The organism is Cupriavidus basilensis OR16 (genome assembly GCF_000243095.1).
Taxonomy (GTDB): Bacteria; Pseudomonadota; Gammaproteobacteria; order Burkholderiales; family Burkholderiaceae; genus Cupriavidus; species Cupriavidus basilensis_D.
Genome location: NZ_AHJE01000019.1, coordinates 1 through 14,828, shown reverse-complemented (window position 1 = coordinate 14,828; position 14,828 = coordinate 1). Strand labels below are relative to the sequence as shown.

11 protein-coding genes, 1 tRNA gene and 2 pseudogenes are annotated in these 14,828 nt (G+C 67.1%); 3 read left to right on the top strand and 11 right to left on the bottom strand.

The annotated features are described in order from the left end of the window. The first annotated feature begins 70 nt into the window (after window positions 1-70). On the top strand, window positions 71-376 hold the full coding sequence (locus OR16_RS07970; protein ID WP_006157451.1) for an NIPSNAP family protein: 306 nt from the start codon (window positions 71-73) through the stop codon (window positions 374-376). Between the two features lie 46 nt (window positions 377-422). Here the strand turns inward: OR16_RS07970 and OR16_RS07965 are convergent. From OR16_RS07965 to xsc, 7 genes and pseudogenes are all read right to left on the bottom strand, one after another. Continuing rightward, window positions 423-1,950 (bottom strand): annotated as a pseudogene (locus OR16_RS07965) (PLP-dependent aminotransferase family protein). A 148-nt stretch (window positions 1,951-2,098) separates the two neighbouring features. Continuing rightward, window positions 2,099-2,758, bottom strand: a complete 660-nt coding sequence (locus OR16_RS07960; RefSeq protein WP_158001336.1) for a c-type cytochrome — start codon at window positions 2,756-2,758, stop codon at window positions 2,099-2,101. An 11-nt stretch (window positions 2,759-2,769) separates the two neighbouring features. Next, window positions 2,770-4,026, bottom strand: a complete 1,257-nt coding sequence (locus tag OR16_RS07955; RefSeq protein WP_006157447.1) for a molybdopterin-dependent oxidoreductase — start codon at window positions 4,024-4,026, stop codon at window positions 2,770-2,772. A 110-nt stretch (window positions 4,027-4,136) separates the two neighbouring features. Next, a complete protein-coding gene (locus OR16_RS07950) occupies window positions 4,137-5,510 on the bottom strand; it encodes an NAD(P)/FAD-dependent oxidoreductase (RefSeq protein WP_237716990.1) in 1,374 nt (457 codons plus the stop codon). After that, a complete protein-coding gene (locus OR16_RS07945) occupies window positions 5,507-5,917 on the bottom strand; it encodes a nuclear transport factor 2 family protein (protein ID WP_006157445.1) in 411 nt (136 codons plus the stop codon). The genes OR16_RS07950 and OR16_RS07945 overlap by 4 nt, the downstream gene beginning before the upstream one ends. A gap of 266 nt (window positions 5,918-6,183) precedes the next feature. Continuing rightward, window positions 6,184-7,545 carry an amino acid permease gene (locus tag OR16_RS07940; RefSeq protein ID WP_192816414.1) on the bottom strand — a complete coding sequence of 454 codons (1,362 nt, stop codon included), beginning with the start codon at window positions 7,543-7,545 and terminating at the stop codon, window positions 6,184-6,186. Window positions 7,546-7,827: 282 nt separating this feature from the next. Further along, entirely contained in the window at window positions 7,828-9,660 is a 1,833-nt protein-coding gene (gene xsc, locus OR16_RS07935) for a sulfoacetaldehyde acetyltransferase (protein ID WP_006157443.1), read from the bottom strand. A gap of 195 nt (window positions 9,661-9,855) precedes the next feature. Here xsc and OR16_RS07930 point away from each other — a divergent pair, with 195 nt between their 5' ends. Both OR16_RS07930 and OR16_RS07925 read left to right on the top strand, forming a co-directional pair. Next, complete coding sequence (locus OR16_RS07930; RefSeq protein WP_006157442.1) at window positions 9,856-10,833, top strand: AAA family ATPase; 978 nt, start codon at window positions 9,856-9,858, stop codon at window positions 10,831-10,833. Beyond that, window positions 10,833-12,409 (top strand): annotated as a pseudogene (locus OR16_RS07925) (cobaltochelatase CobT-related protein). The gene OR16_RS07930 and the pseudogene OR16_RS07925 overlap by 1 nt, the downstream one beginning before the upstream one ends. A 79-nt stretch (window positions 12,410-12,488) precedes the next feature. On the opposite strand, the gene OR16_RS07920 reads toward OR16_RS07925, so the two are convergent. The 4 genes from OR16_RS07920 to OR16_RS07905 form a co-directional block, all read right to left on the bottom strand. Further along, window positions 12,489-12,565, bottom strand: a tRNA-Arg gene (locus tag OR16_RS07920). A gap of 84 nt (window positions 12,566-12,649) precedes the next feature. Then, the gene (locus OR16_RS07915) at window positions 12,650-13,411 is read right to left on the bottom strand and encodes a sulfite exporter TauE/SafE family protein (RefSeq protein ID WP_006157441.1); all 762 of its coding nucleotides are present in this window, start codon (window positions 13,409-13,411) and stop codon (window positions 12,650-12,652) included. Continuing rightward, complete coding sequence (pta, locus tag OR16_RS07910; protein WP_006157440.1) at window positions 13,408-14,457, bottom strand: phosphate acetyltransferase; 1,050 nt, start codon at window positions 14,455-14,457, stop codon at window positions 13,408-13,410. Before pta ends, OR16_RS07915 begins: the two co-directional genes overlap by 4 nt. 77 nt (window positions 14,458-14,534) lie before the next feature. Next, window positions 14,535-14,828 (bottom strand): thiamine pyrophosphate-dependent enzyme (locus tag OR16_RS07905; RefSeq protein WP_006157439.1); only part of this gene is annotated, 294 nt, incomplete at its 5' end.

Sequence of the window (14,828 nt, the reverse complement as noted above, 5' to 3'; positions counted from 1 at the left end):
CCGCATCGTCAACGCCAAGGCAACGCCAAGGCCAGGCAAAGCAAGACCAACCTATGACAACCACCTCACCATGATCACCTGCTACCTGCGCTATATCGTCGACCCCAACAAGCTCAAGGAATTCGAGCACTACGGCAAGCTGTGGATTCCGCTGGTCGAGAAATTCGGCGGCCAGCATCACGGCTACTTCCTGCCATCCGAAGGCGCCAACAACGTGGCGCTGGCCTTGTTCTCCTTCCCCAGCCTCGCGCTGTACGAGGCGTATCGCCACCAGTCCTTCGACGATCCGGAGTGCCAGGCAGCGTTCCGCTACGCGCAGGAAACGCAATGCATCGTCAGCTACGAGCGTAGTTTCTTCCGGCCGGTGTTCGAGTAAGGCGGAGCAAACCAAGGCATCGCGCGCGCCGCCGCGATGTGCGTCTTCACCGCACCATCGCCTGCCCAATCAACTGTCCCAGCAGCTTCACCCCTTCCTCGATCCGCTCTTCCGCAATGGCCGTATAGCCCATGCGAAAGTGCGGCGACGGCGCATCGGTGGAAAAGAACACGTCGCCCGGCTCGATGATGACGCCGTGCGTGAGCGCGATCGCGGCCAGCTTGCGGGCGTCGAGTCCGGGCGGGCCTTCCACCCAGAACGACGATGCGCCGGGCGAGTTGTGGGCGCGCGCCTGCGGCAGGTGGCGCGCCAGCATGTCGCGCAGGATCTCGGCGCGGCGCTGGAAGATGGGCGCCACGCGCCGCAGCAGCGCGTCGTGGTGGCCCAGCGAGATGAACAGGGCGGTGGCGCGCTGGTTGTTGGCGGGCGGGTGGCGCAGCATGAAGCGGCGCAGCGCGCGCGCCTGGCGGATCACGGCGGCGGGAGCCACGATGTAGCCGAGCCGGATGCCGGGCACGAAGGATTTGGACAGGCTGCCCACATAGATCACGCGGCCGTCGCGGTCCAGGCTTTTCAGCGCGGGGATGGGCTGGGTCAGCGCTGGGTTCTCGGTGTCGTAGTCGTCCTCGATCAGCACCACGTCGTGGCGGCGGGCTTCGCGCAGCAGCGTCTCGCGCCGTTCCAGCGGCATGGTGACCGTGGTGGGGCACTGGTAGCTGGGCGTGATGAAGGCGTAGTCGCACTGGGCCAGCGCGTCGTCGGGGCACAGGCCGGATCCGTCCACCGCCAGCGGCACTACCTCGCGCGCGCGCATGCCGAAGATGTGGCGCGCATCGTTATAGCCCGGCTCTTCCAGGCCGACCCGCGCGCCTTGCATCAGCAAGTCGGCCAGCAGGTAGAGCGCGTTCTGCGCGCCCATGGTGACCATGATCTCATCGGGGTTGGCCCACACGCCCCGGCGCGGCAGGATGTGCTTCTGCAACTGCTCGATCAGCAGCGGATCATCGCGGTCGATCAGGTCCGAAGCCCAGCCGCGGATCTCCAGCACGGCCAGCGCCATGCGCGAGCATTCGCGCCAGTCGGCGGTGCCAGTCGGCGGTGGGAAACAGCGCCGGGTCGAACTGGCCGTAGATGAAGGGGTAGGGATAGTTCTGCCACTCGGTGGGTTTGACGATGGCGCGCCTGCCTGTCATGTCCGGCAGGCGCGCGCCCCAGTCCGGGATGCCTTCGCCCGCGTCTTCGGGGGCGGCTGCGCCAATGGCCCGGGCCTGCGCTGAGCCAGGCTTGGCGGCGCTGGGCAACTGTTCCACCACGAAGTAGCCGCGCCGCGGCTTGGTCTCCAGGAAGCGTTCCTCGACCAGTTGCTGGAAGGCCAGGATCACCGTGTTGCGGGCGATGCCCAGCGTGGCCGCCAGCTCGCGGCTGGAGGGCAGGGCGCTGCCCTCCGGCAGCTGCCGGGCGAGGATGGCCGACACCAGTTGCTGGCGCAACTGCGCCTGCAGGCTGACGCCGGAATCGGAGGAAAGCTGCAGCAGCCGGTTCCAGAAAGTGTTTGCCTTGCCTACGCTTGCCATGCCGCTCCCGTTGCTGTGGCCGATGCTGTGGACACCCTTGTGAACGCCCCCGTGGACGCACGCCGGTCCGTGGCCGTGAGCGGCAGATTATGGGCGAAGCCGCGCGCCGGGGAAATGCGGGTTGCCCGCAGTCCGGCGCCAGGGCTTCTCAGCGGCCGAGGATCCACCCCGCCAGGCTTTGCAGGTCTTCCTTGGAGAGCGTGGCATAGGCTGGCATTGGCACCTGCCCCCACTTGCCCGCGCCGCCCGCGCGGATGTTCTGCGCCACCAGTGCCGCGGCGCCCGGCTGGTTCGCGTATTTTGCCGCGACCTCCTTGAACGCCGGCCCCACCACCTTCTTGTCGACGGCGTGGCAGGCGGTGCAGCCATTGGCCGTGAGCAAGGCCTGGGGATCGTGGCTGCCGGCGGCCGTGGCAGGGGCAGCCGGCGCTGGCGCACTGCCTTGCGCCGCGGGCGCGGCGGCGTAGGCCGTGCGCTCCGCGCCATAGGTCTTGGTCAGGTAGTCGACCATGGCGGGGATGTCTTCATCCGCGAACGGCGCGCCGAAGGGCTTTTTCATCTTCTTGACCGTCGCCTCCCAGTAGCCGCGCGGCGACGATGGCGGTTGCGTCAGCACGTACTGCGCGGAGTGGCAGGCCATGCAGTTCTGCTGCACCAGGCGATAGCCGGGCAGGTCGCTCGGCGTGTAGCGCGCGGTCTCCGGGGGCAGCGTGATTTCCAGTGCCTGCGCGGCGCTTGCCATGCCGGCAGCGCACAGAGCAAGGGCGAGCAATCCGCGATGGCGGCGCAAGGGCTTGGCGAGTTGCATGGCGGCCTCCTTCATGCTGCTACCACGCGCGTGGTTTCCACCACATTGCGCATATAGCCGGCGGGGTTCCACAGCGCGGTGAGCGGCTGGCTCTGCCCGATGCGGTTGCTGGCGCGCACCTTCAGTTCGTACTCGCCCTTCTTTGGCGGCGTGAATGGCGCCGTCCATTCGCGAAAGGAGTAGCGGCCCAGGTCCTTGCCCAGTTGCGCGGCGCGCCAGGTGCGCCCGCCGTCCGTCGACAGGGCCACCTCGTCAACGCCATAGCCACCGTCGAAGGCGATGCCGCGCAGCACGGTCTGGCGGCCGGCTTGCACCTTGGCGCCATCGGCCAGGCTGGTGATGAAAGAGCGCACGTTGAAGCGGTTGATCGGCACCGTGCGCGCGGGCGCCGTGCCGGGCGCCACGCAGGCGCAGGGATTGTCGGGGATGCGATAGGCCGCGCTCATCCAGAATCCGTCGAACGGCTTGTCCAGCACCTGGATATCGGCCAGGTGCTTGACCCAGTAGGTGCCGTAGTAGCCAGGCACGATCAGGCGCAGCGGATAGCCGTTGAGCATGGGCAGGTCCGCGCCGTTCATGGCCCACGCGAGCATGACCTCGCCATCGAGCGCGTGGTCGATGGCCAGCGCCTTGAGAAAGTCCGGGCCGCCTTCCAGCGGCGGGTGGTCCAACCCGTCAAAGCTCACCTGCATGGCGCCGGCCTGCACGCCGGCCTTCTCCAGCAGGGCTTTCAGGGGCACGCCGGTCCAGCGCGCATTGCCCATGGCGCCGTTGCCGAGTTGCCCGCCGTTGGCGCGCGGCGAGAAAAATCCCCGGCTGTTGCCCGAGCACTGGTTGACCGCTACCAGGTCCACCGGGGTGGCCAGGCGCTTGATCTCGTCGAGCGAGAGCTCCAGCGGCGTATTGATCTTGCCGCCCACGCGCAGCCGGTAGGTTTGCGGGTCGATGCTGGTGGGGATGCCGCTCCAGTGGTAACGCACGAAGAAGGCATCGTTGGGGGTGATCGGGCCCTCGTTGAACACGCCGAACGGGGTCTCCAGCTGTGGCGGCCGGCTGGTCAGCAGGATCAGCGGGCGCTTCTGGGGGAAGGCCACCAGTTCGCGCTCGCCGTTCTCGAACGGCATCTCGATGCGCGCATCGTTGGCGGTGGCCGCCAGCGCTCGCAGCGCCGGGTGGCCCAGCGCGGCGCCGGCGCCCAGCGCGCCGAGCGAGCGCAGCACGCCGCGGCGGCCTGGCTGCGGGGGTACGGAATGATGGCCTCGGCCCATGCCTGGCTCCTCGTTTGTAGTGGGGATGGCGGTTCTTGGGGGATGCCGCCTTTATCAACCTTCAACCTTCAACCTTCAACCTTCAACTGTCAACCTGCAGCCTTCCCGGTTCAGATCACTTCATCCTTCATGTGATACCAGCGATACAGGAACCACTGCCCGAAGCGGCGGAACGGCGCGAACGCCTGTGCTTCCACCATCTCGCGCACATTCGGGAACGGCAGCGCCGAGCGGAAGATCGGCAGTTCCGGCCCCGCGCTCTTGCCCGCGATCAGCGCCGCCATGCGCTTGCCCGCCTGCGCGGAGTACATCACGCCGTTGCCGCCGTAACCCATCGCATAGTAAATGGTCTGGGCTGGGTCCGGCTGGAAAATGCGCGGCATCATGTCATGGCTCACATCGACCCAGCCCCACCAAGAATAGTCGATCTGGATGCCTTCGAGCGCAGGGAACTTGCGGTGCAGGTCGGCAATGAGCTTGTCCTTGTATTTATGCTGCGGCGCATCGTTACCGGTGATGGCGCTGCGGCTGCCAATCTGCAGGCGACCGTCCGGCATCAGGCGGTAGTAGTGCCGCAGGATGCGGGTATCGGTGATGACCTGCGTCGTGCGGAAATTGCACGCCGCGCGTTCCGTGGGCGTCAGCGGGCGCGTGACGATGGAGTTCGACAAGATCGGGAACAGCCGGTTCTTGAGCTGCGCATGCAGGCTCGGCGACGTGTAGCCGCCAGTGGCCACGCCCACCGCGCGGGCGCGCACGATGCCGCCCGGTGTCTTGAGGTAGTGCACCCCGCCACGCGTCTCCCAGCTCAGCACCGGGCTGGAGGGATGCACCTTGGCGCCCAGCGCGCGCGCGCGGCGCAGGTAGCCGAAGGCCAGCTTGCCAGCATGGATGCCGATGCCCTCAGGCTCGTGCATGGCGCCCGCGGCCTCCTTGTCGTCGACGTATTCGCGCTTGACGGTATCGGCGTCCAGGATGCGTGCGTCGTACTTGAACACGTCGCGCAGCACCTTGGCTTCCTTTTCCAGCGCGGGCATGACCTTGGCCCGGTGGGCGATATAGAGGTGGCCGCCCGGTTGCGGTTCGCAGTCGATGTCCTTGATCAGGCCCTTGAACGTCTCCATGCCGTCGCACACTTCCTCGTGCAGGCGCAGCGCGGTATCCAGGCCATAGCGCTGGATCCACTGCGAGCGCTTGAGCCGGCCCGAGGCGCACTGCGCCTGGCCGCCGTTGCGCGTGCTGCAGCCCCAGCTCACGCGGTTGGCTTCCAGCACCGTCGCCTTGATGCCGTGCTCCTGCGCAAGGAAGATCGCGCAGGTCAGGCGGTTGAGGCGGAAGCCGATGATCGCCACGTCCACGTCGATATCGTGCGTGATCGGGCCGTCGTCGGGCGGCGGCTCGCCGGCCGTGCCGATCCAGTAGGTGGGAGCGTGGGGTCGTAGGCCGGGTCGTACGGTTTCGAAGGCGGGCGGGGCTGGATTCAGTTGGCGGTGCTGGAGCCGGCGGCGGCAACGGGCGGACGGTCCTTGCGGTATGCGTTCTTCACCGCGATCTTGCCGTCGCGGAAGGTAAACACATCCACCATGCGTGCCTCGATGCGCGTGCCGTCCGCCTTGGTGCCGCGGAAGGTGGATTCGCTGACGCCGCGCTCGCCGGCAACGAAATGCTCGCCGTCGAGCCACGCGGCGTCGGGGAATGCCTGCCAGGCCAGCTGGAAACCTTCGCGCACCGCGGCGCGGCCCTCGAAGCTGCGGCCGAACAGTTCGCTGCCAGCCACGGCGTGGAACACACAGTCCTCGGCCATGAAGCGCATCAGCGCCTCGATGTCGTGACGGTTCCACGCGTCGCTGAAAGCTTGCAGGGTGGCAGCGGTTACCTGTGGGTTTGCCATTTGAGTCTCCTTGATGGTGTTGGTGATTCGGGCGCCTGACCTGCGCGGCCTATGACTGCAGCATAGAGAGGTGACGCGCAATGCTGTAGGGCCAGATCCCATGAATCGTTTGGGCCAGTGGCGCCCCCGCATGCCGCGCATCCGGTACATGGCCGGGCAGGCGCGGGCAGGCCGGCGCGGAGGATGGCCGCGGCGGCCTGCAAGGTGCTGGGAGGGAAGCCCGCGATGGCACGCATCGCGGATGGCCGGCTCAGGCGCTGGGCGTGTCAGTCAGCCCGCCGCACCTCGCCCAGTGGCGCGGCGGCGGCGTGCTTTCGGAGCTGCTGGCGTACGGCGTACGCCAGTACCAGGATGCCAAGGCTGGCCACGCCGAGCAGCAGCGGGGTACGCTGGTCGGGGATAAAGGCCATGGCGACCACGATCCCGACCATGCCGGCGATAGCGACCCAGGTCAGGTAGGGGAAGGCCCACATCCGCACCTTGAGCCGATGTGGCGCCTCGCGCTCCAGGCGGGCGCGCAGGCGCAGCTGCGAGATAGCGATCAGGATGTAGACAAAGATGGCGACGGTGCCATAGGAGTTGACCAGGAAGGCAAAGACCTTGTCCGGCGACACATAGGACATCACCACCGCGCCATAGCCGAACAGCGTGGCGAACAGGATGGCCTTGACCGGCACGCCGTTGCGGCTCAGCTTGGCCAGCGCCTGCGGCGCGTCCCCGCGCTTGGTCAGCGCGAACAGCATGCGCGATGAGGCGTACAGTCCGGAGTTCAGCGCCGACAGCACGGCGGTGAGCACGACGGCGTTCATGATCTGCGCCGCCGCGGGGATGCGCATGGCATTGAGCGCGCTGACATAGGGCGTGGCGATGCCAGCGGAGTTCCACGGCACCAGGCACACCACCAGCAGCACCGAGCCCACATAGAACACCAGCACGCGGGTGATGACCGAACTGGTGGCCTTGGCCACCGCCTTCTGCGGCTCGGCCGTTTCGGCCGCGGCGATGGTCACGATCTCGGCGCCGAAGTAGAACCCGGTCGCCGCTACCGCGCCCGTCAACACCGGCATGATCCCGTTAGGCGCAAAGCCGCCATGCACGGTGAGGTGCGCCACGCTGGCGGTAGCGCCCGGCCACATGCCGAGCACGAACAGCCCTGCCAGGAACAGGAACACCACAATGGCCGCCACCTTGATCGAGGCGAACCAGAACTCGAATTCGCCAAAGGACTTCACCGAGATCAGGTTGGTGAGCGTGAGCATCACCAGCAGCACCAGGCTGATGCTCCATGCGGGAACGCCCGGGAGCCAGAACTGCACCAGGCTGGCCCCGGCCACGGCCTCCAGCGCGACCACGATCACCCAGAAATACCAGTACATCCAGCCGGTCAGGAACCCGGCCAGCTCGCCCATGGCCGGGCGGTCGCTCCAGGCTTCGCGGGCATATTCGTAGAAGGAGCCCACGGTGGGCAGCGCGCACGCCATTTCGCCCAGCATGCGCATGACGAGCACCACCAGCAAGCCGGTGATGAGAAAGGAAATGACCGCCGCGGGGCCGGCCGACTTGATGACGACGCCACTGCCGACGAACAGGCCCGCGCCAATGACGCCGCCCAGCGCGATCATGGTCATGTGGCGCTGTTTCAGCCCGTGCTTCAGGCCGCCGGATTGCTGCTGATGGTGGATCACTTTGCTTGTCTCCTGCTAGGCCCAGGGGTCACGCGCCACAGCTTATATAGTAGGTCTTAGGTCGGCGAATGGCTCGCCGCCCGGGGCTGTGGTCGCGCTCGATGACACCGGAGCGGGTTGCGGCAGGCGGTGCGTATCGCATGCGCCGCCTGCCGCTGGGTTCGGATCATGCTCTGCCCGGCATGCCCGGGTCAAGCGATGGTCACGCGCTTGTCTGCTCAGCTCTCAAACGTAGTCCTTGTACTTGTCGAGCATGCGCACGGGCTTGGCCAACGCATCGCGGCGGAACGGGTCGCCGAGCTCGCGGGTGCACATGATCTCGATGATGGTGGTCTTGCCGTGGTTCATCTGCAGGTCGATGGCGCGCTTGAGCGCGGGGCCCACGTCCTCCAGCTTGTCCACCACGATGCCCTCGGCCCCCATGGCGCGGGCGATCTCGGCAAAGCTCTGGTTGTCCAGCTCGCCGGCGACGAAGCGGCGGTTGTAGAAGTCCACCTGGTTCTTCTTCTCCGCGCCCCACTGGCGGTTGTGGAACACCACGGCGGTGACCGGGATATTGTGGCGCACGGCGGTCATGGTCTCCATCAGGCTCATGCCCCAGGCGCCGTCACCGGCGTAGGACACGGCGGGGCGATGGGGCGCGGCGACCTTGGCGCCCATGATGGTGGGGAAGGCATAGCCGCAGTTGCCCCAGCTCATGGCGGCGAAGAAGCTGCGCGGCTTGTTGAAGCGCAGGTAGCTGTTGGCGACCGAGTTGATGTTGCCGATGTCGGTGGACACCATCACGTCTTCGGGCATGGCCTTTTCCAGCTCGCGCAGGACCTGGCGCGGGTGCAGGTAGTGGCCGCCGGTGGGCGTGCGCTCCTGCTTCTGCTCCTCGATCATGTCCAGGCTGTACGGGTCGCGCTCGTGGGTCCACTCGTCGAGCTCCTTCTCCCAGGCGGCTTTCTCGGCGGCGATCTGGCCGGCGCGGTCTTCGCGGGAGGCGTCGCAGGCCAGCGTGCGGCCGGCCAGGCGCTCGGTCAGCGCCACGGCGGCGGCCTTGGCATCGCCGCAGATGCCCACCGAGATCTTCTTCACCAGGCCGAGCATCTTGTGGTCGGCATCGATCTGGATGATCTTGGCGTGCTTGGGCCAGTAGTCCATGCCGTGCTGGGGCAGGGTGCCGAAGGGTCCGAGGCGCGAGCCGAGGGCGATGACGACGTCGGCGCGGGCGAGCAGCTTCATGGCCGCCTTGGAGCCCTGGTAGCCGAGCGGGCCGCACCACAGCGGATGGCTGGCGGGGAAGGAGTCGTTATGCAGGTAGCTGTTGACCACCGGGGCGCCCAGGCGCTCGGCCAGCGCCTGGCACTCGGCGATGGCATCGGCCATGACCACGCCGCCGCCGGAGATGATGACGGGGAACTTGGCCTTGGCGATCAGTTCGGCGGCTTCGTTCAGGCGCTGGTCGCCGCCGGGGCCACGGTCCAGGCGCTGGGGCAGGGGGATCTCGGCCTTGATCTGTCCGTAGAAGTAGTCGCGCGGGATATTGAGCTGGGTCGGGCCCATCTCGGCCATGGCGCGGTCAAAGCAGCGGCCGGTGAACTCGGCCATGCGGGCCGGGTGGGTGACGTGGCCCTGGTACTTGGTGAACTCCTGGAACATCGGCAACTGCTTGGCTTCCTGGAAGCCGCCCAGGCCAATGCCCATGGTGCCGGCCTCGGGGGTGACGATGACGACCGGGCTATGTGCCCAGTAAGCGGCGGCGATGGCGGTGACGCAGTTGCTGATGCCGGGGCCGTTCTGGCCGATGACGACGCCGTGGCGGCCGGAGACGCGGGCATAGCCGTCGGCCATATGGCCAGCGCCTTGCTCGTGGACCACGGGGATGAGGCGGATGCCGGCGGGGGCGAAGATGTCCATGGCGTCCATGAAGGCCGAACCCATGATGCCGAACATGTCGGTGACGCCGTTGGCGGCCAGGGTCTCGACGAAGGCTTCCGATGGGGTCATCTCCTGCGGGCCAGTGGTGGCGGGCAGCGCGGCGGTCTTGAGGGCTTCAGGCAGGTGTTCGCTCATGGCGTGTCTCCGATATGGTAGTCAAAAATGGTTATCAAAACGGAACTATATGTCCCGAAAATTATTGTTATTGGAAATGTAGGTCGACATCAGTCCAAGGTCAATAGGTGATTTCAATAAACGAGATGTTTTGTATCTAAAATTGAAACTGCTCTATCATGGCTGAAAGGGCAGCGCCCCAAGGAGACCGATGTGATGGATATCGTGACTGGCAAGCCGGACAAGATGGTCGCGGCACGCACCCTGTTTGGCATCGACTCCGGGCTGATGGTGCCGGCGTTCAGCGAGCGGGACGATCACGTTCCGGAAATCGACGAGGCCTACCGCTTCAATCCGGAAGTGACGCTGGCGATACTGGCCGGCTTTACGCGGGACCGCCGCGTGATGGTGCAGGGCCTGCACGGCACCGGCAAATCCACCCATATCGAACAGGTGGCGGCGCGGCTGAACTGGCCTTGTGTGCGGGTGAACCTGGACGGCCATATCAGCCGCCTGGACCTGGTCGGCAAGGACGCCATCGTGGTACGCGACGGCCGCCAGGTCACCGAGTTCCAGGAAGGCATCGTGCCGTGGGCGCTGCAGCGCCCGGTGGCGCTGATCTTCGACGAATACGATGCGGGACGCCCCGATGTGATGTTCGTGATCCAGCGCATGCTGGAGCGCGACGGCAAGTTCACGCTGCTCGACCAGAACCGCGTGATCCATCCCCATCCGGCGTTCCGCCTGTTCGCCACCACCAACACGGTGGGGCTTGGCAACCTGAACGGCCTGTACCACGGCACCCAGATGCTGAATCACGCGCAGATGGACCGCTGGAACGTGGTCGCCACGCTCAACTACCTGCCGCGCGCGGAAGAGGCCGGCATCGTGCTGGCCCGCGTGCCGGCGCTGGCGGATGACGCCGGCCGCGCGCTGATCGCATCGATGGTGAGCGTGGCCGAGCTCACGCGCAAGGGTTTTGCCACGGGCGACCTGTCCACGCTGATGTCGCCGCGCACGGTGATCAGCTGGGCGGAGAACTGCCAGATCTTCCGCGATCCGGCGCTGGCGTTCCGGCTGAGCTTTCTCAATAAATGCGATGACGCCGAGCGCCCGATCGTGGGCGAGTATTTTCAGCGCTGTTTTGGCCGGGAAGTGGAATCCGCGCTCGACGGCGCGCCGGAGCCGCGCTGATGCTGCCGCCCCGGCCGGCAGCCCGCCGCGGCCAGCAGCGCGAGGCCCTGTGCGCGGCGGTGGTGCGCGCGCTGACCGGCGACGGTGCGCTGCATTATCGTGACGGCCGCCTGTGCCGCGATCTGCGGCCGCTGCCGCTGCATGCGCCACACCTGCGCACCGACCCACAGGCGGACGACTTCGCTTGCCTGCGCGGCGCGGCGGATGGGGCGGCACTACGGCTCGCGCATTCGGACGCGGATCTGCACAAGCGGCTGTGCCCGGCAGATCCGGTGGAACGGCTGGTGTTCGAACTGCTGGAACAACTGCGCTGCGAGTCGCAACTGCCGGCCGGGATGCCCGGCCTGGCGCACAACCTGCGCCACCGCTTCGCGGCCTGGTCCCGCGCGTTCCATCGCAGCGGCCTGGCCGAGAGCCACCTTGGCATCCTGCTGTACACCGTAGCGCAGATCGCGTGGTCGCGCCTGTCCGGCTGGCCGGTGCTGGAAGACACCGAAGACCTGATCGAAGCCACGCGCGCAGCCATCGTGCCAGTGCTCGGCGTGCCGCTGGCGGGCTTGCGCCGGCACCGCGCGCAGCAGGGCGCGTTTGCGCTCCATGCCCTCGAGCTGGCACGTCTGGTGGGCGAGATGCTGCGTGCCACCCGCACGGACGGGGCGCAAGCCGATGACGAAGATCCGGATAACGAAGCCGTGCGCGTGGCGTTCTCACTGGCGCTCGGGTGCGAGGACGATGAGCTCGAAGCCATGGCCGTGGCCGCCACCGGCAACAGCCGTGTGCTGCAGGCATCCGGCCAGGGCTACCGCGCCTACACCACGCGCTACGACCGGGAAATCGCCCCCGGCACGCTGGCGCGCAAGGCGCTGCTGGCCGAGTACCGCGAACGTCTCGACCGGCGCATCGCCGAACAGGGCATCAACGTGGCACGGCTGGCGCGCGCGCTGACGGCATCGCTCGCCGTGCCGCAGCGCGATGGCTGGTCCTGATGAAAGCGCATATCGAGCCGGTCGCCATGATGGTCGACATCCTCGCGCGCGCGCTCGACCAAGCCGGCGTGGCCAGCGAGGTGCTGGGCTTCACCACCGGCGCGTGGAATGGCGGCCGCGCGCGGCTCGACTGGCTGGCCCACGGCCGGCCCGCGCATCCCGGGCGGCTGAATGAAACCTGCCACATGGTGTTCAAGGACGCCGCCACCAGCTGGCGGCGTGCCCGCGCGAACATCGCCGCGCTGTTCAAGGCCGACCTGTTCCGTGAAGGTGTCGACGGGGAAGCAGTCGAGTGGGCGTGCGCGCGGCTGCTGGCGCGCGCCGAGGCCCGCCGGATCCTGATCGTGGTCTCCGACGGCAGCCCGATGGACAGCGCCACGGGGCAAGCCAACGATGCGTTCTACCTGGACAACCACCTGAAGGAAGTGGTGGCGCGGCACGAAACGCTGCGCGACGTGGAGGTGCTGGGGCTTGGCGTGGGGCTCGACCTCAGTCCGTACTACCGCCGCTGCCTGGCGCTCGACTTGTCGGTGCCGATGGATATGCCGGTGTTTGGGGAGATTGTGCGGTGGATTGGGGGGCGGCGGTGAGGGCGCGCTCGTGCGGCAAAACGCAAAAACGGCTTAGAGATCAAATTTCTCTAAGCCGTTGTTTGCTACTCGTGTCAGGTGGTGCGGCTGGCAGGATTCGAACCCACGACCCCTTGGTTCGTAGCCAAGTACTCTATCCAACTGAGCTACAGCCGCACGCGAGGGCAGGACTATATCGCACCTGGCGAAAAATACAAGGGGTATGCGGATAAAAATTGGGGGCGGTCCCAGCTTGGCAAGCTAGGTCACCAGGTCAATCAACCCCGGCAGCATCAAATACCCGCCGATCACCACCAGCACCCCAAACGCGATCCGCCGCGTTGCCACCGCCGAAAGCGGCGGCGGAAAGCGCCGGGCCGCAATCGTGGTCAATGTCACAACCGGCACGGCGAGCGCCGCCTGCAGCCAGATCTCGGCACCGAGCTGCCCCTGCCACGCACTGAACAAGGTACGCGTCACCGAGGTCGCGGTGAACACAAGAATCAGCGCGCAGCGTATCTCCACCAGCGACAGCGGCTGGCGATAGAACTGAAAAATCAGCGGTGGCCCGGATACACCGAACATGCCGCTAAGCAAGCCGCCAAAGATGCCGCTGACAAAGAAGCTGCGGTCGCCGGAGCGCCGCAGCAGCGGCGCAGGGCGCAGCGCTGCGCTAAGGCCGCCGTAGAGCACCACCGCGCCCAGCAGCAATTGCAGGACGCCGGCGGCCGCGCTGCTCAGGTAGTCGAGGATCAGCACGCCGACCACCACCGAGGGCAGAATGCCGAGCGTGGCCGCGCCTACCGCGCGCCAGTCGATGTGATGCAGCTTGCCGGGCAGCGCCACGGCGCTGTTGGCCAGGGTCACCAGGCTCACCAGCGTGGCGACGGTGGCCACCGGCGCGAGGTCCAGCCCGCTGGTCGCGCCCATCACGATCATGCCGAGGCCGAACCCGGTTACCGTCTGGAAGTAGCTTGCCGCGCCCATCAGTGCGAGCAGCGGCAGCAAGTGGTCAGCGGTCATGGCAGTTGCGCGGCCATCGTGGGCATCGTGGCTTCCGTCTGCTCCTGCGCGGCGGCTTGCGCCTGCACCGCTGTCACGGCGATCACGTAGAACACATCGTCGGCGCTGCAGCCGCGCGACAGGTCGTTGGCCGGCTTTTGCAGCCCTTGCAGCAAGGGCCCGATCGCCTTGGCGCCGCCCACGCGCTCGGCCAGCTTGTAGCCGATATTGCCGGCTTCCAGGCTGGGAAAGACCAGCACATTGGCGCGGCCTTCCACCTTGGAGTGCTCGATCTTCTTCCTGGCGATCTCGGCCACGATGGCGGCGTCGAGCTGCACGTCGCCATCGATGGCGAGCGCCGGGCGCCGGGCCTGCACCAGGCGCGTGGCTTCCACCACTTTGTCGACGGCGGCATGCCGGGCGCTGCCGCTGGTGGAGAACGACAGCATGGCTACGCGCGGCGCATCCATCAGCAGGTTTTGCGCGCTATCGGCCGCTGCCATCGCGATCTCGGCCAGCTCGAAGGCGTCGGGGTCCACCACCAGCCCGCAATCGGAAAAGATCAGGCCGCCCTTCAAGGCGTGGAACGGCTCGCACAGCATCATCAGGAAGAAGCTCGACACCAGCTTGAATGCCGGGTGAATGCCGATGACCTGGATGGCGGTGCGGACCACGTCGGCGGTGGTGTGCACCGCGCCGGCCACCGAGCCGTCCGCATGGCCCAGGCGCACCATCAGGTTGGCGAAACACAGGGGCCTGAGCACTTCGCGCCTGGCTTCGTCCAGTGTCATGCCCTTTTTCGCGCGCAACGCGAACAGCTTCTGCGCCAGGGACGGCGTGAGCGCGGAGGTGGCGGGGTCGATCACGTCTATGCCGGCCAGGTCGATGTCCTCGCTGGCGGCGGCCTGGCGGATGCGCGCCGCGTCGCCCACCAGCACGATGCGCGCGATGCCCTCGCGGGTCGCGCGTTGCGCGCCCTGCAGGATGCGCGGGTCTTCGGCCTCGCACAGCACGATGCGCCTGGGTTCGGCGCGGGCGCGCTCGATGATGCGGTTGATCGCTTTCATGATGGGTTCGCTCAGAATGGAATATGGCCGGAAGCAGCGGGCGCCGCTTCCGGCCAAACGCCCGCCAGCTCACTGGCTCAAACGTAGTCCTTGTACTTGTCGAGCATGCGCACGGGCTTGGCCAACGCATCGCGGCGGAACGGGTCGCCGAGCTCGCGGGTGCACATGATCTCGATGATGGTGGTCTTGCCGTGGTTCATCTGCAGGTCGATGGCGCGCTTGAGCGCGGGGCCCACGTCCTCCAGCTTGTCCACCACGATGCCCTCGGCCCCCATGGCGCGGGCGATCTCGGCAAAGCTCTGGTTGTCCAGCTCGCCGGCGACGAAGCGGCGGTTGTAGAAGTCCACCTGGTTCTTCTTCTCCGCGCCCCA